The following is a 19,224-nucleotide window of genomic DNA, read 5'->3' on the forward strand; positions in this document are numbered from 1 at the left end:
GAAAGACCCGCAATGCGCAACAAACTACAAAAAATAGGCTTAGTCAGCACTGGCATATTCATCGGTGTTGCTGTTTCACTTAACTTTTCTGCAATTGCAGATCGTGAAGCTACCCAGCCGTTACCGCTGGATGAATTGCGTGCATTTACCGAAGTGTATGGCAAAATCAAAAGTGATTATGTCGAACCTGTTGAAGACAAAAAGCTTATTAGCCAGGCCATCAATGGCATGCTGTCCGGTCTTGATCCACACTCTGCCTACATGGATGCAGATGAATTCAAAGACTTGCAAGTTGGCACCCAAGGCGAGTTTGGTGGATTAGGAATAGAAGTCGGTATGGAAGATGGCTTTGTCAAAGTCGTCTCACCGATAGAAGACACGCCAGCGCAAAAAGCCGGGCTGAAAAGTGGTGATCTGATTATCAAACTTGATGATGTGCCAGTCAAAGGCATGTCCATCAACGACGCAGTTAAACGCATGCGCGGCAAACCCAATACACCGATTACACTCACTGTTGTACGCAAAGGCATGAACAAGCCTTTTAACGTGACACTGATACGCGCCATCATCAAGGTCAAGAGCGTTAAATTCAAACTGGTCGAACCTAATTTTGGCTATGTGCGTATTACTCAGTTCCAGGAACACACTGGCGAGAATCTGGTAGATGCGATCAATGCCTTGCTCAAAGAAAACAAAGCGCCACTAAAAGGCCTAGTACTCGATTTACGCAACGATCCAGGTGGCTTGCTCAACAGCGCAGTTGGTGTCTCAGCCGCTTTCCTCAAGCCCAACAGTTTGGTTGTATATACCGATGGTCGTGCGGAAGATTCGAAAATGCATCTCACCGCCTCACCAGATTTTTATCTGCGCGGCAATCAGGATGACTACCTCAAAGCGTTGCCTGACTGGGTTAAATCTGTACCCATGGTAGTTCTTGTAAACAGTGGTTCTGCCTCTGCTTCCGAAATCGTAGCGGGTGCGCTGCAAGACCAAAAACGCGCTGTCATTATGGGCACGCAATCATTTGGTAAAGGTTCCGTGCAGACCATCCTGCCGCTTGGCAATGGCACCGGTATCAAACTGACTACAGCGCGCTATTTCACGCCTAGCGGTCGCTCCATCCAAGCTAAAGGTATCACCCCTGATATCGTGGTTGAAGAAGGCACAGTCGTTGGCAATAGCGAAGAGGATGGTTTCGGTGTACGCGAAGTTGATCTGGAAAATCATTTGACTAATCCAAACAGCACTGTCACTACTACCACCACAATTGTCACTCCACCTACGGTGATCACACCTGAAAATACGGGTGACAAGATGAATAAAACAAATAAGGGCAGGAGACTACTGCCTGGCGAAATTGTCTCCAAAGATGACTTCCAGCTTAATCAGGCATTGAGCTTGCTCAAAGGGATCAACATCCTTAAAACCGTGGATGCTCCTGCAAAACCAGTCGAAACCAGCCTGGCAAAATAAGATGCAAGATGCTGACCTGTTGCGGTATAGCCGCCATATCCTGCTCAACGATATCGGCATAACAGGTCAGCAAGCAATACTCGATGCACGCGTATTAATCGTGGGTGCAGGTGGCTTAGGTTCACCTGTCGCCCTCTATCTTGCCGCAAGTGGTGTGGGTTATATCAGCATCGCAGACAATGACAGCGTGGATCTCAGCAATCTGCAACGACAAATCATCCATCAGCACAATGCAATCGGTCAGAACAAAGCGCTATCTTCTGCAACCAGCATACAGCTACTCAACCCCAACACGCATATCAACGCAATTACAGAACGCCTGTCTGGCTCGGCATTGGCACAACAAGTTGCAGCGCACGACATCATTATCGATGCAAGTGACAACTTTACCACCCGTCATGCCATCAATCGCGCCTGCGTCACCCACCGCAAGCCACTGGTATCGGGTGCAGCTGTGCGCTTTGATGGACAAGTCACTGTATTTGATCTGAGACAGGAAGACAGCCCTTGCTACCACTGCCTGTATCCAGACAATGGCGCAGAAGACGAAATAAGATGTAGCGAGAACGGCGTATTTTCTCCGCTGGTCGGCATCATTGGCGCCACTCAGGCCGCCGAAGCCCTCAAACTCATCACTGGTGCAGGCACTACACTGAATGGACGACTACTGTTACTGGATGCACTCGACATGCAATGGCGCAGCATCAAACTCAAGCGTGATGCGAATTGTGCAGTATGTGGAAAAAAACCACCTAATCACAACTACACCATTCCTAAGAACTAAATTCCACTAGTTATTTGCTGTTTGATGGCATGCCAATTTTCCCCAGGCAAAACCTGCGTACCCTGTTTCGTCACCGCGTCCAGCGCATCCGGTGACAAACCCAGACTCTGCAACAAGGTTGGTGCCACTTGTGTGGTAGTAACCAGATTGCTGTTTAACTTCCCTGTGCTTGCCAGTGACGGATTTGATATCAACAATGCCACATGCGTATCATCATCATCGTAACCTCCGTGTTCAGCTTTTTTCGTATCACCAAGCTTGCTGTAAATAACACCTTTTCTTGGCAACACGATCAAATCAGGGGTACGAGTATCTGTGTCTGGCGATGGTAAAGACAAACTCGCCCCATGTAACACCTGACTGATGCCAAGATGCTCACGATTACGCATCAGCGCCTCAGCAACCTGAACCGTTTTACTCTGATTGCGCAGCCAGATCAGTGCACTGCGATCTGCTGCCATAAACGCCAAAGTGCCCGGCGCCACTTGCTCAACAGCACGCGACAGCGCCTTTTCGTCTACATGATGAAGCATTTTTGGATTAACCGGTCCGTTACCATGTTTTGCTGTCACTATCAGCAATGTTGAATCCAGCAGATTCTGCTCCCGTAATGCGGCAACAATCTGTCCAATCTGCTTATCGCTGTTTGCCATAGCTGCTGCCAGTTCTGGTGTTGGCCGTCCAAATTTAGCCTGATAACCAGCCAGTTTCTGCGCTACGCTGACCGACTGTAAATTCAGTCCGAATAGCATAGGCACGGGTGCTGATATCTTTCCATCATGCTTAAAACCATGAATTTGATTAATCAGTGCATCAACTTTGGATTGATCGTAACGTTCCGTGCCAGCAATCGACGCAGTGATTTTGTCACTTAATTTGCCTGCACCTGCCTCAGGATTTGACCCGATTTCTGGTGTATATAAATCTTCTACACCTAGACCGCTTGGCCCATTCGCGATTTCATAGACTGGATGTTTGTCTATCCAGGCGGTATGTCCACCAGCCTGTCTGACCACTTCGAATACCGTATTAACCCGCAAATACGAATGCGGGTAAACGGGTTTGCACTCCTTACCACCACGCGGCAACAGGCTTGCTTGCAACACGGGCTTGCCTATTTCGGCACCGGGCACATCCACTGACTCATCATAAATGACTGGCGTACCTAACTGCTGGCAATGACTGCCAGGTGAGAACAAATGTCGATCATACGACACATCAAAATACACCCCGGTGACCGCAGGTGTGCCACCCGTAATTAAGCCCATTAAGCCGGGAAATGAATCTGCCGGGCCAGCAACGTGAGCTTGAGTATAAGTAATACCTGTACGTTTTAGCCCTGCCAATGCAGAGTTTGGATGTGATGTTGAAAAATTCTGCAAATCAAGTGCATGCAAGCCATCCACACTGATCAATAACACATGTTTGATAGCACTGACTTTAGTATCTGTCTGCGCTGCAACAGGATTAACAAACGACACAGCCAACATCAGTGCTGCAAGAGTAGGTTTAATTGTGATTTTCATTATGTATCCAGATAAATATGATGAGTTGTTATTTTGAGACCTTTGCACGATGTAGCGAGCGCAGTTCAGATGAGGCGGAAATCAGCGAAAAAGCGCAGTGTACAAGTAGTACATGAACATTTTGAGCTGATTTCCAACGACATATGAACAAGCGCAGTAATCGTGCAAAGGTCTCATTTTGATTAATCGGAAAATTTTCCACTCTTCAAAAAACAAACCCAGCTTACCTATCCAGACTTAGCGCATCACGAACGAATTATGATTTTTTTGTTACAAAAAGATGAAAGCCCTCACCGAACAGCAAAGGTCTGACCAATACTCACACCGCCAAACTGAATATGACACGGGCACTCAGACCATGCCCATCCTGCCTGTTAGCCAGCACAACACGAGCTGACTGGCGTTGTGCTATCGCCTGCACGATCGACAGCCCTATGCCACTGCCCTCGGTTTCCTGACCTGCTACGCGGAAAAAGCGATCAAATATTCTGGGCAACAAAGATTCAGGAATACCGGACCCTGTGTCCAGCACCTCAACAACAACCTCCTGATTAGCAACACGCAAGCTGACATCTACCTTGCCGCCTTCAGGCGTATAACGAATTGCGTTGTCTATCAGATTACCCAGCAACACGCGCATATCCTCGGCAACACCCATGATCATGGCGTCATCATCCTGAGTCATGCCAAGATCAATGTGGCGATGATCAGCCAGAGGGATGAAATCTGCCAGGCAGGCTTTCACTACAGTGTTCAGATGTATCCTGCCCGACATCGCAGACTTACCTTGCGCCTCATAACGACTGATTTTGAGTAACTGTCCAACCAGATGTGATGCACGTTGTGAACCTCGCCGCATTTCTTCTATACGATTATCCAGATCATCACGCGAATGTGACTGTGACAGATTTTCTATCTGCAGTTGCAATGCGGCAAGTGGAGTACGCAATTCATGTGCGGCATCTGACAAAAACTGGCGCTGTAACTCTATGGCTGCACTCAAGCGGACAATAAGGTCATTCATCGCCAAAACCAAAGGTGCTACTTCTTGCGGAACATCTTCGACAGGCAGCAAGGCCTGACTTGTCACATCACGATTCTTGACCTCATTCGTCACTCTTTCCAATGGTTGCAGCAAACGACTCACCACCACACCTATCAACAACCAGGAAATAGGTATCACCAGCGCGAAAGGAAATAACACTCGCATAGCTGAATGCAAAGCGATGTCATATCGCACATCTTCCTGTTGTGCAATTTGCACTGTCCGATCCGGGTAGATCATGGTGTAAGCACGCCACTTAAGCCCGCGGAACCATATGTCTGAAAATCCTGGCGTAGCAGCACGAGGCAATTTGAAATCGGGTCTGGAGGATCGGCCTGATTCATTACCTATCCACACCTGAATAATAAAACCCTGTTTCTTTTCTTCTGCGTTTTTGCGTTCAAATCTGGATTGCATAGCGGGTAATTGCGAGCCTTCATCCACACTGCTGGCGATCTCGCTCAACTGCTGATCAAGCAAGCTACTCGCCTCTTTCCAGGCAAAATAAAATGAAATGCTACCCGCCATGACCGCAGCTAAGGTCAACAATCCAACCAGCCAGAAGATCAGCTGTTTTTTCAATGATTTCATGATCCTAGAAACGGCAGTTGGACACGTTGAAGTGCACGCCCATCAGGGTGCAGGGCAAGGCGCGACAAACCTGAATGGCCATTCCATTCAGGTGCGGAGCAACGCCGCCATGTGCCGTGAGGGGTGTGCAATTCAACGGGTAGCGTATTCACCAATCGGGTGATAGGTAAATTACAAAAATAAGTCTTAAGCATGATGATGTTAACTCAATAAATTAGCGGTCAACTGCCGTTTCTAGGATGATGGGTTTCTGACTACCATCCAGCCGATGCCGCGCACGTTGCGGATAATATCGTTATCGAATTTCTTACGCAGGTAATGGATCAACACATCCACTGCATTGTTACCCACATCCTTGTTCCACGCATATAAACGCTGCTCAATCTGCACACGAGAAAATATCGTCCCCGGGTTATCAGCCAACGTATGCAATAACGCAAATTCACGAGCCGGCAACAGTACGGTTTTACCGCGATAAGTCGTCTCACGCGTCACCATATCCAGCATGAGTTCGCCATTGCCAACCACGTGACCAGCGAGCACTTCGTTGCGCCGCAATACGGCTCTGACACGCGCCATCAGCTCCTTCAGGCCAAACGGCTTAATCAGGTAATCGTCCGCACCCAATTCCAGACCACGCACTCTGTCATCAACTTCATCGCGCGCGGTTACTATCAGCAATGGCGTACGATCACCTCGGGCACGCATAGCTTTCAGCACATCAAATCCGGATTTCCCTGGCAACCCCAAATCCAGCAGTACCAATACATAGCCACCAGATTTCAGCGCCAACTCTCCGGCCATGCCGTCACGCACCCACTCGCACGTCATACCCGCATCCATCAGCGCTCGAGACAAACTCTGGCCTATCATCGGATCATCTTCGATCAATAAAATGCGCATCACCAGCTACCTATATCTATCCTGGCAAAAATACACCCCGCCATTACAGATCCAGACTGCTCAACAAGCGCGTTTTACCATAATGCTCATCAAATCCATATGCATTCAAATGCACTTTACCACTTGCATGCAACTCCACAACTGCCCAGGCATACATACGGTCAGTCGGATTTTTACTGTCTCCAGCCTTTGCAGCGAATGGCGAGCCGCCTGAACCGACTAATACCTGCCAGGCTTTGCCACCCGTGGATTTGGTTGGCTGAGAAATATTGAATATATGCTCATGCCCGCAGAAATAAGTCGCATCGGCATTTTCTATAACCTGCCAGAACTGCTTCTGCTGCTCTGCATCCTGATCCAAACCCGCTAATTTGATGCCGGGTTTGTAATAATAAGTAAACGCCAGTTTGTGGCCGAACACAAATTCATGCTTCATGCCCCGCACTTTCGCTTTCTGCAGATCGTCGCGTAACCAGTTGGTTGGCGCATGTCCATCATATCCAACCGGATCGGTGTTAATCACAACAAAATGGCTGTCCCCGTAATCGAATGAAAAACTGAGCTGCGACTGATTCGTCTGTATGTGATCTGCACTACTGATTGCTGGGGTATTGGCGACATCGAAGGCATTGATGCTGTTACCAGTAATGGTTTTCCATCGGTCGACATCCATGATGAGGTCGCCCATATTGTTGCGCCAGCTGACTTCCTTATGCACTTGCGTCACAGCTTTGCTTTTGCCGCCTTCGGTTATTTTATCCTGCATTTCGTGGTTGCCAGGCACTGGCACTACATATGTACCCATTTCCATCAGATTTGCCATCATGCCACGCCAGAAAGCATATTGCCGGTTCAAAGTCGCGTCATCTGCATTGAAGCCATAGATCATGTCGCCGTTAAAGAACAATGCCTGCGGTTTTTTATCCTGAATCTCACGAACGATGCGCGACAGTGCTTTGGTGTTTTGCAGCCAGATATGATCTTGTCCGCTTAGCTGATCATCACCAGGATCAGCACGAGAGTCCCCTACGGTAGCAAATGACATGACCACTGGATCAACAGGTGCTGCAGATACATTTGATGGACTGATAAAAACTGAACCACCTAATAATGCACAAGCAAACACACGCTGCAAACTACTCAATTTCTTCAATTTCATGATCAAGCACCGTCGCGAATAAAGCCACAAAGTAGCAATGCAATATTGCAGCTTGATGACAGTTTGATGTGATAGCTCTGATAACCCGCGAATTTTCTCAGTTAGCCCACCCTGTAACAAAACAATCACAATTCATTCACTTTGCCCTAAGTTTGCCTGCCTAAAATGAATTTACCGCTCGCTTGCAATGATTAGCAGCAGCAATCCGGGGGGATAAAATATTTAGCCATATTTAATCTGTAACAGAATTGTCGCTAAGTTTTCTTATCACCTTCATACAATGTTTTTTATTAGCAATGTAACTTTTAAGGGATGGTCATCAAAATGAAAAAACGTAACAATTGCCGCGTCTTGGGCAAATCTATACCAGCATGGCTGGTTTTAACCACCTTGGCTTCTGCAATCAATACAGCATATGCAGCTGACACAGTTGATCTTGGTACAGCAGGTACGCAGTTTGATAGTGGCAGTACAGAAGCCAGCGATCCTAAGACAGACCCAACAGCCAAAGGTCGTGCAGCAGCTGTTGCCCCGACCCAGACTTCACTGGACGCAACCCAACCTGAATCTATAATTAATAAATCATTCATCGAAGATACCAAATCCCCTGTAACTGACTATACCGCTGCCGCAGCTGTTGCACCGGGCGTATCGGGTGGTGTATCTGCTAACGGCCCTGGCTTGGGCGAAGCTAAAAACGTATTGCGTGGCTTCCAGGACGGTGAATATAACGTGACTTATGATGGTATCCCTTGGGGTGACACCAATGGTCCTACTCACCATTCAACAGCGTACTTCCCAGCATCAGTTATTGGTGGTGTCACAGTAGAAAGCGGCCCAGGCAATGCCAGCAATATGGGGCAAGCCACATTTGGTGGTAGCGTGAATATCACTTCCAATCCATTAACTTCGACTCAAGCCGTTTCACCATACTTCGCCTATGGCTCATGGAACACACGTCTGGAAGGCGCAACTTATAACTCAGGTACGATAGGACAATTAGGCGATGTACGTTACTCAGTAGATGTGCAAGACATGGCAAGTGATGGCGCGCGTAAAAATATGGGTGTAGGTGCGCAAAACTACAATCTAAAACTTGAAAAACCATTAGGTTCATCAACCTTATTCACCATATTCCTCAATCACCACGACAACTTCTACTATCAGAACGATAACGACAAGGGTATGACGGTTGCCAATACCGCCATCTACGGTAAAGATTATGGTTTGGGTACCGACCCAACTAAAGCCAATTACTATGGCTACAACCTGACCCATAAAAACACCAACTTCCATTACGCGCGCTTGCAAAGTGAGTTAGGTGGCGGCTGGGCAATTGATAGCAATGCCTATTACTATGACTATCACAACAATACAGGTTCCAGCTCTGCCAATACAGGTAGCTCGCCTACCGCTGGTGAGAGCAGTGTGTATTTAACCACTGCACACGTCGCCACTCTGGGCATGCCTGGTTACATCAAAACTAACGAATACAATATTTTTGGTAACATTTTCAAAGCCACTAAAAAATTCGATGACAATTTGATGCGTGTCGGTGTTTGGGTAGAACAGGCTTACACCCACCGCAGTCGTACTGACTTCGATCTGCTGACTGGTGCTGCCAACTATGATCAGACCGCGGTTCCAGGTGTCTACACTACTTACAACAACGTTCAATATGAGCAAAATTCAAGCTGGTTCCAATATCAGCCATTTGCGGAATTTGAATGGGCTGCCACCAAAAGCCTGACTATCACACCAGGTATCAAGTACATGAACACGCTGCTCAATGTGCAGGCACTGGTTAACCAGTCCAGCCGCGTACCGCAGACACTGACAGAGGATTTCACTAAGACCCTGCCTTTCCTGACAGCCAACTACAAAATCAATCCACAATGGTCTGCCTATGCACAATATGCTCAAGGCATGCTGGTACCTGACATCAGTTACTATCAAAGTTCAGGTGCTAGCAACACCAATATTGCGCCGCAAACATCTACTAACTACCAATTAGGTTTAGTACATAAGTCAGATCGTATCGCGACCAGTGGTGATATTTACTACATCGATTTCGCAAATAAAATCGCACAAGACCCAACCTCATCTTCCAGCAATCCAGTTTATTACAACCAGGGAGCGGTGGTTTATAAAGGGATAGAGGGTCAGATTACTTATGCCTTGTTAAACGGCTACTCACTCTATGCCAACGGCTCTATCAACCATGCCACTTCCAAGGATACTGGTCTGGAAATCGCTAAAGCACCAGAAACCACAACAACACTAGGTGTACTCTACAAGAAAGGTGCGTTGTTTGGATCACTGATGTACCAACGCACAGGTACGCAATACGCACTAGATGGACAACTGTACAAAATGGGTCCGCAGTCAGCAGCTGATTTCAACATCGGCTATGTCATCAAGCATCCAGGTATGGGGGCAAAATCACTGAGAGTGCAGTTGGGTGTCTATAACATATTTAACAATCAGGATTATCTGTCGGTTAAACCTGCCAATAGCAATGGCACAACCAGTGCATCCGATTTGTTCCAGTACCAACCTGAGCGCAGTTTCATGACTTCAGCGAAACTGGATTTCTAAACTCAAGTAGGTTATTAGCGCGACAACTACCCTGAAGGTGGCAGTCGCGCTAATTTGTTTAATGCATCAGTAAGGAAAGCAGATATTAATCATGAATATACAATACATCACCAACCTGGCCGCCAACAGCGGCGGCACACTGTACCTGATGGCTATACTGCTGTTAGTTGGCCTCACCGTTATCGTTGAGCGCACCTGGTACTTATATAACGTTATGGCGGGTGGCAAAGCGGTGAATGAACGCATAGCTAAATTACCCCGCCTGCGTACTGACTTACTAGCACAAGAAATTGAACAGGCAGGCCACTTGCCTCATGCAGAACTAATGAACATGGTGCTCTCTCACCCAGATCAGAATGAACGCGAAATGCTCTCTGGCAGACTGGAAGAAACCATCATGCACGAAATCCCCAAGCTGGATAAATCGCTATGGATACTGGATACAGTCGTTACTCTGGCTCCGCTACTTGGACTATTCGGTACGATTATCGGCATGTTTAATGCGTTTTCCGGTCTCGGCAACAGCGGCGCGGCACCCGTACAGGTTACTGGTGGCGTGGCAGAAGCGCTGGTTGCAACCGCTAGCGGTCTGTTTATCGCGATGACGGGTTTGATTTTCCTGAACAACCTCAACAACCGCATCCGCCTGATGGTGCATCAACTGGAAACACTGAAGCAAATCCTGATTAATCGCTATGCCCAGCCTTGCAATCAAACTGGCAATCGCGCCGATACGCCAACCATCGCGCTAGCGCGTACAGGGAGTTGAGTCGTGCGTTATTTCGAAGTTCGCAAACCCCGCATAGAAATCATCCCGATGATAGACATCATGCTATTTTTGCTGGTGTTTTTCATCATGATGGCGATGAACATGATACCAACGAGTGGTTTAATTGGTCACCTGCCATCCAGCTCAACCAGCCAGGCACTGCCACCACCCAAAATCATGATAGAAATACATCAGGATGGCGGTTTGGTAGTAGACCAGCAAGCCATGTCACTGGAAGGCCTGCGTGCAAAATTGCGTGCAACGGCAACAGATAAAACCATAGTCAGCATTGCAGGTTCAGCCAGCGCGTCATTACAACAACTCACTGCCGTGATGGATATATGCCATCAGAATGGCATCAATAAAATTGGGTTGGCCACACAAAATGTTCAATAGCAGTGTTATCAATATGGGCGCTATGTCGCCTAAACAAGATTTACCGGTTTCGCGTGCTGTGCTGGTCGCGTTAGGTATCGAAATAGTCTTGCTCATCGCAGGTTCGGTTGCTATTGCGAATGCAAAAAGCAACCCAGCCCCTGTTGCAGATCAGTCAGTCGAACTCAGCTTTGAAGATCCGCAACCTAAGAAAATAGAAAAGATCGAACCCAAACCACAACCCAAACCCGTCATACAACCTGTGATCAAACATCACATAGCAACACCGATGAAAACCGTAGCACCACAACCCGTGCCTGCGCCTGCCCCCATACGACCTATTCCAGTAGTCAATACACCCGTTGCAGTACCTGTCGTCGCCCCCCCACCACCGCCTCCACCACCCACAGTCAACAATGAAGCTGCAGAAAAAGAAGCCAGCTTTGCAGCCCAATTAAAAGCTGCAATTATCACAGCGCGAATCTACCCAGCGGCAGCGCGGATGATGGGTACACACGGCAAAACAAAATTAGGATTTACATTTCTAGATGGTGTATCAAGTCAGATACACATTATCAAGAGTAGCGGCAGCACGATGTTCGATCAGGCCGCCATACAGGCAGTCACGGCAGCACCTGTGCCACCGATACCAGAATCGCTCAAAGGGAAAAGAGTCAATTATGAAGTGGAAGTGGTTTTCTAGTTCAACCACAACTTACAGATTACATACCTGAGCGCAGTGATGTCCAAAGTGCGGCGAAATCCGCATTTGGACTACGTTTAAAACCGCTTTTGGCAAACTGTTGCCAGCGCCCTACCACGACACATAGCAGCATATTCGCGGTGATATTCGCATCAGCCTGTGTTTCCTGCTGGCTGGCAGCAATACGCAAGCTCTGACGTAACGTGGCTTCCAGTCTGTCATGCAATTGATTGATGCGCGCTTGCAGCCTGTCGTTTTCATTAACCAGCGCGTCCCCTATCAGCACCCGCGTCATGCCCGGATTAGTTGCGGCGAAGCCTAGCAATACGTTCACGATGGCTTCAAGTTGCGCCATACCGCTTTCTTGCTGACTGGTGATCTTGTTGATAATGCCAAATACCGATTGCTCAATAAATTCTATCAAGCCTTCATACATTTGTGCTTTGCTGGCAAAGTGACGATATAGTGCAGCTTCCGACACTTGCAACCGTGCTGCCAACGCCGCTGTAGTAATCTTTTCAGCGGCTGGCATTTGTAACATTTCTGCTAATGTTTGCAGTATTTGTAGTTTTCTTTCCCCTGTTGCTGCCATGCTGCTCCCTTTTTATATTTGTGGATGTGCGCGTTCCAGTTTGTTATATAAGCCATTGAGTGCATCTAAATATGCTTCGGCTGATGCAACTACAATATCAGTATCGGCGCCCTGACCATTGACTATGCGACCAGCTTTAGCCAGACGTACGGTGACTTCCCCCTGTGCATCTGTTCCCGTGGTGATGTTATTAACTGAATAGAGCTGTAATTCAGCAGCACTATTCACCAGTTGCTCGATAGCTTTGAAGGTCGCATCAACTGGTCCACCACCTGTCGCTTGCGCTGACTTTTCTTCACCATGAGCGCTGATAACCACTTGCGCCAATGGCGTTTCACCGGTTTCTGAGCACACTTTAAGTGAAACTAATTTATAGGCTTCTACACTGTGCGATGCCACTTCATCACTGGCCAAGGCATGCAAATCTTCGTCGAAAATTTCGTGCTTTTTATCAGCCAACTCTTTGAATCGGGTAAAAGCTGCATTAATCGCCTCTTCACTACCCAGATCTATGCCTAGCTCGGTTAAGCGAGTACGGAAAGCATTGCGCCCAGAGTGCTTGCCCAGCACCATTTTATTCGCGCTCCAGCCCACATCTTCTGCGCGCATAATCTCGTAAGTTTCACGATGTTTAAGCACACCATCTTGATGAATACCTGATTCATGCGCAAACGCATTGGCACCAACGATAGCCTTATTCGGCTGCACAGCAAAGCCGGTAATACTGGCGACTAAACGTGAAGCCGGTACAATTTGGGTCGTATCTATACGGGTACTGCATTGGAATACATCTGAGCGAGTACGAACAGCCATGACGATTTCTTCCAGCGCTGCATTACCCGCACGCTCGCCTAATCCGTTAATAGTACACTCAACCTGACGGGCACCATTTAACACGGCGGACAAGGAGTTAGCTACCGCCAAACCCAAATCATTATGGCAATGCACAGAAAAAATTGCTTTATCTGAATTCGGTATACGCTCACGCAGATTACGTATCAATTCACCAAATTGCCCAGGCACGCTATAGCCTACAGTATCAGGTATGTTCAATGTACGAGCGCCTGCATCGATCACCGCTTCCAGCACACGACAAAGGAAATCGGGATCTGAACGACCCGCATCTTCTGGTGAAAATTCTACGTTATCAGTATATTGCCGCGCCCACGTCACTGCTTTCACTGCCTGCTCTATCACCTGCTCGGGCGACATACGCAGTTTCTTTTCCATATGAATAGGACTGGTAGCAATAAAGGTGTGAATACGCGAGGAATTCGCGCCACGCAATGCTTCACCAGCCCGCTGTATATCGCGTTCCAACGCCCGTGCCAGACCGCAAATCGTGCTGTCTTTAATCGCATCGGCGACCGCCTTAACTGATTCAAAATCACCATTCGATGCTGCGGGGAAACCGGCTTCTATCACATCCACACGCATACGCTCAAGCTGACGGGCTATACGTACTTTTTCTTCCCGTGTCATGGATGCGCCCGGGCTTTGCTCGCCGTCGCGCAAGGTGGTATCAAATATGATTAAGTGGTCGCTACTCATGACTTACTCCGAATTTATAGATGATTAGTCAGCTGAGACTGACTTTCTGGGTTAACAACCCAGCTTACTGTTGTGTTTTTGGCTTTTTATGTAATAGTGCCCAAGCGCCCATCGCATATCCCGATAATGCGTACACAGTCACCACACCAAACAACATCTCTGGTGGACTATAGGCTATCAACATAAAACCCATGGCAATCAGGAATACCACCATGAAGGGCACACTGCGACGTAAATTAATATCCTTACCACTGTAATAACGCACATTGCTCACCATGGTCAGACCAGCGAATAATGTCACCGCAAATGCCAGCCATTTGGCGTCATTTCCAGCAATACCATATTCATTCATTACCCATACCAGACCAGCTACTAATGCTGCTGCAGCTGGACTAGGCAATCCCTGAAAGTAGCGTTTATCGGCTACATCCAATTGCGTATTGAATCGAGCCAGGCGCAAGGCTGCGCCCACACAATAAACAAAAGCCGCCATCCAGCCTAATTTACCCAGCCCTTTTAATGCCCAGACGTAAGCGATGAGCGCTGGCGCCACACCAAACGAAACCATATCTGACAAGGAGTCATATTCCGCGCCAAATGCGCTTTGGGTATGTGTCAACCGCGCTACTCGGCCATCCAGACCATCCAGCACCATAGCTACAAAAATTGCCACGGCTGATAATTCAAAATGCCCATTCATCGCCTGCACGATGGCATAAAAGCCAGCGAATAATGCCGCAGTTGTAAATAAATTAGGCAATAAATAAATGCCACGCCGATGCGTGGAATTTCCTACCAGTGATTTATAACCAGGATCTGACATAGCTCACAATTCATATGAGACAGGACATAAACAATGTGCTGCCATTAAAAAACAATTAACCAACGAAAAACACCCCAGAGTGTTTTTCGTGGATTAGCTATTCGCTATCCACAAACTAAAACGAGGTCTAGGACCTCGTTTTCTGCCACTTTAGTTTTTGCTTTGATCAACCAGCTTGTTAGCTTTAATCCAAGGCATCATACCACGCAGTTTTTCACCCACAATTTCAATTGGATGTTCTGCATTCTGACGACGCTTGGCGTGCATGCCCGCACCACCAGCTTTGCTTTCCAGAATAAAGCTCTTAGCGTAATCGCCGTTTTGTATGTTAGCCAAAGCTACTTTCATTGCAGCACGCGCCTGATCGCCAATCACTGATGGGCCAGTCACATACTCACCGTACTCTGCGTTATTGGAAATAGAGTAGTTCATGTTAGCGATACCACCTTCGTACATCAAATCAACGATTAATTTGAGTTCGTGCAAGCACTCGAAATAAGCCATTTCAGGTGCATAGCCAGCATCAGTCAAGGTTTCAAAACCAGCTTTAACCAGTTCTACGCAACCGCCACACAATACAGCCTGTTCACCGAACAAGTCAGTTTCAGTTTCTTCACGGAATGAAGTCTCGATAACGCCACCTTTAGTACCGCCGTTTGCAGCAGCATAAGACAAAGCCAAATCACGTGCTTTACCTGAGTTATCTTGATGCACAGCGATCAATGAAGGTACGCCGCCACCTTGTTTGTAAGTTGAACGCACCAAGTGGCCAGGGCCTTTAGGTGCAATCATCACTACATCCACATCTTTACGTGGGGTGATAAGACCATAATGCACGCTGAAGCCATGTGCGAAAGCCAGAGTTGCGCCTGGCTTCAAGTTAGGAGCAATTTCATTGGTGTACATTTCTGGTTGATTTTCATCTGGTACCAGAATCATGATCAAGTCAGCATTTTTAACAGCGCTGCCAACTTCTTGCACTTGCAAGCCAGCTGTTTCGGCTTTGCTCCATGAAGCGCCGCCCTTACGCAAACCAACGATAACATTCACGCCTGAGTCTTTTAAGTTGTTAGCGTGGGCATGGCCTTGTGAACCATAACCGATGATAGCAACGGTTTTGCCTTTAATTAATGATAGATCAGCGTCTTTATCGTAATAAACATTCATGTAAAACTTCCTTTTAATAAAAATCTTTTAACAATATTAATAATACAAATTAAACTTTAAGTATGCGTTCACCGCGACCGATACCTGAAGCACCCGTACGCACGGTTTCCAGAATAGCAGCTGCGTCGATCGCTTCAATAAATGCATCCAGCTTCGTGCCGGGCCCCGTCAACTCGATAGTGTAGGTTTTTTCAGTGACATCAATGATGCGCCCACGGAAGATATCCGCCATACGCTTCATTTCTTCACGATCTTTACCGAATGCACGCACTTTCACTAACATCAACTCACGTTCAATATGGCTACCATCGGACAAATCCAGTATCTTCACCACATCAATCAACTTATTGAGCTGTTTGACGATTTGTTCGATAACTTCTTCAGATCCACGGGTGACGATAGTCATACGTGACAATGTCGCATCTTCGGTCGGCGCAACAGTGAGTGACTCAATGTTGTAACCACGTGCCGAGAACAACCCTGCCACACGTGACAGCGCACCGGCTTCATTTTCCATTAATATCGAAATAATATGGCGCATGTTATAGCTCCTCCGCCAAAATCATTTCGGTAATGCCCGCACCACCCGGCACCATAGGGAAAACGTTTTCAGTCTGATCAGTAATGAAATCCATAAATACCAAACGTTCCTTCATCGCAAAGGCTTCACGCAATGCTGGCTCAACATCTTCCGGCTTCTCGATTTTCATCCCAACGTGACCATATGACTCGGCCAATTTCACAAAATCAGGCAGCGAATCCATATAGGACTCAGCATAACGATTGCCATAGAAAAACTCTTGCCACTGACGCACCATACCCATGTAGCGATTATTCAAATTCACCACTTTAACCGGGATGTGATATTGCTTGCATGTTGATAGCTCTTGTATGCACATCTGGATACTGGATTCACCTGTCACACAGGCAACATCAGCATGTGGATGCGCTAACTGCACACCCATGGCAGCTGGCAAACCAAAACCCATCGTACCCAATCCACCAGAAGTAATCCAGCGACGTGGTTCGTCAAATGGATAATACTGAGCTGCCCACATTTGATGCTGACCTACGTCAGTCGTGACAAAGGCTTCGCCCTTGGTGACTTCCCACAGCTTCTGCACAACATATTGCGGTTTGATAATCGCGCTGGCACGATCAAATTTCAGGCAGTCTATGCTGCGCCACTCGTTAATCTGTGACCACCAGGCCGATAGTGCAGCAGCGTCACCACGTTCTTTACTGGCTTTAATCAGCTTAATCAACTCATCCAACACAGCTGCAACGTCACCTACGATAGGCACGTCGACCTTAACACGCTTGGAAATTGAGGATGGATCTATGTCTATATGAATAATACGGCGTGCTTCACGTGCAAAATGGTCAGGTGAACCTATGACACGATCATCAAACCGCGCACCTATCGCCAGCAACACATCACTGTGCTGCATCGCCATATTAGCTTCATAAGTACCATGCATCCCCAGCATACCGACGAACTGCTTATCCGTTGCAGGATACGCGCCCAAACCCATCAAGGTATTGGTGCAAGGAAAACCCAGCAAACGCGTTAATTCTGTCAGTTGCTTGGCTGCATTACCCAGCACCACACCACCACCGCTATATATCATTGGGCGTTTCGCCTCAAATAACATTTGCGCAGCTTTTTTAATTTGACCAGTATGCCCCTTTACCACAGGATTATACGAACGCATGTCTACCGCCATCGTATAATCATAAGGATATGGCTGACCCGAAATATCTTTGGGAATATCAACCAGAACAGGACCTGGGCGACCAGTAGAGGCGATATAAAACGCTTTCTTGATCGTCGCAGCCAAGTCCTTGATGTCTTTGACCAGGAAGTTATGTTTCACGCAAGGACGTGTGATACCAACCGCATCAACCTCCTGGAATGCATCCATACCAATCGCGGCAGTAGGCACTTGTCCACTGATCACCACCATAGGAATAGAATCCATATAAGCCGTAGCTATCCCTGTTACTGCGTTGGTAATCCCAGGGCCAGACGTGACCAATGCCACACCGACTTTACCTGTAGAGCGCGCATAACCATCGGCCGCATGAACGGCAGCTTGCTCATGGCGTACCAATACATGCTTAAATTTATCCTGTTTGAAGATCGCATCGTAAATATTGAGTACCGCGCCGCCAGGGTAGCCAAATACAAACTCTACCCCTTCATCAGCCAGACACTTTACGGTAATCTCTGCACCATTTAATTCCATTGCAGTCGTCTATCCATTTAATTCGTTGAACATTCAATACTAAAGCTAAAACCGCTTCAGGTCAAAAAAATTACTTGCGTGCAGCCTCATACAGCGGCATCACTCTGGCCGAATAATCTTGCAAATCCTGCATACGTGTTTGCGGGCTAGGGTGCGTACTCAAAAATTCTGGGGGAGCGCCTCCCAGCTGACTCATTTTTTGCCACAAGCCTATCGCTGCCCGCGGATCATAACCTGCACGTGCTGCCAATTCCACACCCATGCGATCCGCCTCGGTTTCGTGCGTGCGGCTGTGAGGCAAACCGACACCCACGTTATACAATTGATTCGCGGCATTCAAAGTGCCACGCCCTAAGCCACTCAATTGCGCACCGAGCATACCAATCTGCATCAAACTCTGTTCAGAAGCCTGTTCGCGCGCATGCTCCCGTAATGCATGAGACATTTCATGCCCCAGAATCGCCGCAATTTCAGCATCTGACAATTTCAACTTATCGATAATGCCGGTATAAATCGCAATTTTTCCGCCCGGCATACACCATGCATTAACTTCCGGGGAAGCAATCACATTCACTTCCCATTTCCAGTTCACCGCATCGGGACGAAATACAGCAACTTGTGAAATCAAACGATAGGCTATGGTGCGAACACGCGCAGTCTGTGCTGGATTAGGATTGAGCGCACCTTGTCTGGATTCCTTTTGCAGCAATCCGCTATAACTTAACGCCGCCTGCTGCATCAACGACTGACTCGACACCAAGGGTGACATTATCTGTGTTCTATCTATACCCACCAAACCACCTTGGGTCGTTTGCACCGTCTGGCACGCACTCAGGCTTAAACTCAAACAACCCAATACCAAAATCTTACTCAGTTTCATACACCGATCCTCTGGTTCATTACTTTATAACTATCA

At 47.5% G+C, this 19,224-nt stretch carries 17 protein-coding genes; 6 read left to right on the plus strand and 11 right to left on the minus strand.

Annotated elements, in window-relative coordinates; all coding sequences use genetic code 11:
- The first annotated feature begins 12 nt into the window (after positions 1-12).
- Together SFSGTM_RS12665 and SFSGTM_RS12670 are read left to right on the plus strand one after the other, a co-directional pair.
- Positions 13-1,473, plus strand: coding sequence for a S41 family peptidase (locus SFSGTM_RS12665; RefSeq protein ID WP_162085469.1), 1,461 nt, complete (start codon positions 13-15; stop codon positions 1,471-1,473).
- 1 nt (position 1,474) lies between these two features.
- On the plus strand, positions 1,475-2,257 hold the full coding sequence (locus tag SFSGTM_RS12670; protein WP_162085470.1) for a HesA/MoeB/ThiF family protein: 783 nt from the start codon (positions 1,475-1,477) through the stop codon (positions 2,255-2,257).
- Here SFSGTM_RS12670 and SFSGTM_RS12675 read toward each other — a convergent pair.
- The 4 genes from SFSGTM_RS12675 to SFSGTM_RS12690 all read right to left on the minus strand — a co-directional run bounded on the left by SFSGTM_RS12675 (position 2,254) and on the right by SFSGTM_RS12690 (position 7,481).
- Positions 2,254-3,783 (minus strand): alkaline phosphatase family protein, encoded by a 1,530-nt coding sequence (locus SFSGTM_RS12675; protein ID WP_162085471.1) that lies wholly within the window; start codon positions 3,781-3,783, stop codon positions 2,254-2,256. The two genes, SFSGTM_RS12670 and SFSGTM_RS12675, sit on opposite strands and share 4 nt — an antisense overlap.
- A 319-nt stretch (positions 3,784-4,102) precedes the next feature.
- On the minus strand, positions 4,103-5,419 hold the full coding sequence (locus tag SFSGTM_RS12680; RefSeq protein WP_162085472.1) for an ATP-binding protein: 1,317 nt from the start codon (positions 5,417-5,419) through the stop codon (positions 4,103-4,105).
- Positions 5,420-5,653: 234 nt separating this feature from the next.
- Positions 5,654-6,322, minus strand: a complete 669-nt coding sequence (locus SFSGTM_RS12685; RefSeq protein ID WP_162085473.1) for a response regulator transcription factor — start codon at positions 6,320-6,322, stop codon at positions 5,654-5,656.
- 43 nt (positions 6,323-6,365) lie between these two features.
- Positions 6,366-7,481, minus strand: a complete 1,116-nt coding sequence (locus SFSGTM_RS12690) for a metallophosphoesterase family protein (protein ID WP_162085474.1) — start codon at positions 7,479-7,481, stop codon at positions 6,366-6,368.
- 324 nt (positions 7,482-7,805) lie between these two features.
- On the opposite strand from SFSGTM_RS12690, the gene SFSGTM_RS12695 reads away from it, so the two are divergent.
- From SFSGTM_RS12695 to SFSGTM_RS12710, 4 genes are all read left to right on the plus strand, one after another.
- Positions 7,806-10,079 (plus strand): TonB-dependent receptor, encoded by a 2,274-nt coding sequence (locus SFSGTM_RS12695; RefSeq protein ID WP_162085475.1) that lies wholly within the window; start codon positions 7,806-7,808, stop codon positions 10,077-10,079.
- A 91-nt stretch (positions 10,080-10,170) separates the two neighbouring features.
- Complete coding sequence (locus SFSGTM_RS12700) at positions 10,171-10,848, plus strand: MotA/TolQ/ExbB proton channel family protein (RefSeq protein ID WP_162085476.1); 678 nt, start codon at positions 10,171-10,173, stop codon at positions 10,846-10,848.
- Between the two features lie 3 nt (positions 10,849-10,851).
- On the plus strand, positions 10,852-11,244 hold the full coding sequence (locus tag SFSGTM_RS12705; protein ID WP_162085477.1) for an ExbD/TolR family protein: 393 nt from the start codon (positions 10,852-10,854) through the stop codon (positions 11,242-11,244).
- Positions 11,234-11,926 carry an energy transducer TonB gene (locus tag SFSGTM_RS12710; protein ID WP_162085478.1) on the plus strand — a complete coding sequence of 231 codons (693 nt, stop codon included), beginning with the start codon at positions 11,234-11,236 and terminating at the stop codon, positions 11,924-11,926. Before SFSGTM_RS12705 ends, SFSGTM_RS12710 begins: the two co-directional genes overlap by 11 nt.
- A gap of 19 nt (positions 11,927-11,945) precedes the next feature.
- Here SFSGTM_RS12710 and slmA read toward each other — a convergent pair whose 3' ends face one another.
- The 7 genes from slmA to SFSGTM_RS12745 form a co-directional block, all read right to left on the minus strand.
- Positions 11,946-12,518 (minus strand): nucleoid occlusion factor SlmA, encoded by a 573-nt coding sequence (gene slmA, locus SFSGTM_RS12715; protein ID WP_162085479.1) that lies wholly within the window; start codon positions 12,516-12,518, stop codon positions 11,946-11,948.
- Between the two features lie 12 nt (positions 12,519-12,530).
- Positions 12,531-14,069: a 2-isopropylmalate synthase gene (locus SFSGTM_RS12720; protein WP_162085480.1), complete on the minus strand. Its 1,539-nt coding sequence runs from the start codon at positions 14,067-14,069 to the stop codon at positions 12,531-12,533.
- A gap of 64 nt (positions 14,070-14,133) precedes the next feature.
- Positions 14,134-14,892, minus strand: a complete 759-nt coding sequence (gene pssA, locus SFSGTM_RS12725; protein ID WP_162085481.1) for a CDP-diacylglycerol--serine O-phosphatidyltransferase — start codon at positions 14,890-14,892, stop codon at positions 14,134-14,136.
- Between the two features lie 150 nt (positions 14,893-15,042).
- Positions 15,043-16,059 carry a ketol-acid reductoisomerase gene (ilvC, locus tag SFSGTM_RS12730; protein ID WP_162085482.1) on the minus strand — a complete coding sequence of 339 codons (1,017 nt, stop codon included), beginning with the start codon at positions 16,057-16,059 and terminating at the stop codon, positions 15,043-15,045.
- 49 nt (positions 16,060-16,108) lie between these two features.
- Complete coding sequence (gene ilvN, locus SFSGTM_RS12735) at positions 16,109-16,600, minus strand: acetolactate synthase small subunit (protein WP_162085483.1); 492 nt, start codon at positions 16,598-16,600, stop codon at positions 16,109-16,111.
- A 1-nt stretch (position 16,601) separates the two neighbouring features.
- Positions 16,602-18,308: an acetolactate synthase 3 catalytic subunit gene (locus SFSGTM_RS12740; protein WP_162085484.1), complete on the minus strand. Its 1,707-nt coding sequence runs from the start codon at positions 18,306-18,308 to the stop codon at positions 16,602-16,604.
- Positions 18,309-18,378: 70 nt separating this feature from the next.
- Positions 18,379-19,188, minus strand: coding sequence for a M48 family metallopeptidase (locus tag SFSGTM_RS12745; RefSeq protein ID WP_162085485.1), 810 nt, complete (start codon positions 19,186-19,188; stop codon positions 18,379-18,381).
- Positions 19,189-19,224: the final 36 nt, after the last annotated feature.

Origin of the sequence: Sulfuriferula nivalis (assembly GCF_009937995.1) — a bacterium.
GTDB lineage: Bacteria > Pseudomonadota > Gammaproteobacteria > Burkholderiales > Sulfuriferulaceae > Sulfuriferula > Sulfuriferula nivalis.